This is a genomic window from Bartonella sp. AS69XJJH (genome assembly GCF_042195585.1).
In the GTDB taxonomy this organism is placed as follows: Bacteria; Pseudomonadota; Alphaproteobacteria; order Rhizobiales; family Rhizobiaceae; genus Bartonella.
In genome coordinates, this window is the sequence record NZ_JBHIOO010000142.1 from 1 (window position 1) to 563 (window position 563).

At 38.7% G+C, this 563-nt stretch carries 1 protein-coding gene; it reads right to left on the reverse strand.

What is annotated here, in order from left to right; genetic code table 11:
- On the reverse strand, positions 1–563 hold a 563-nt coding region (locus ACFIK6_RS10235), incomplete at both ends, for a tyrosine-type recombinase/integrase (RefSeq protein ID WP_375642785.1).

A 563-nucleotide genomic window follows, 5' to 3' on the forward strand; every position in this document is an offset into this window, starting at 1 on the left:
CCTGCTTGAGTACATGCCTTGTAAAATACACTTCCGAAACTATTTTTGTGTAATTTTTGGCTGTATTTACCACAAATGAATGTTTCATTTCCAATAGGACCAATTTTAAGGGTTTCTGCTAATTCAGGCAAAATGGGCAGAAAGACATCTGTTTGGAATTTGCTTTTCTCTGTCTTGAGATGAATGATATTATCTTTGACGTCTTTCCAGCCAATGCGTACCGCATCACCACGACGTAAACCCGTGTAAAGAAGGACATCAATCCAGACGCGTTCATGCGTTCCTAGAGCCCATTTTTTATAATATTTCTCAACATCTTCTTCTGTCCAAACAGGAAAGCCGTCTTTATTTTTGGTAGATGGTCTTTTGACTCCTAAAGTCGGATTATTTTCCAAAAGACCTTGATCAATTGCCCAATTAAACAGCCCATTAAGGGCTTTCAGAAATTCTCTAGCCATTGCTGGCGTTTCTTTCCGCCGTTCAACACCGGCTATGATATGTTTTTTATCAATTATTTGGTATGGAACGTTGCCTATTGTATCGCATACCTTTATAAGGATACG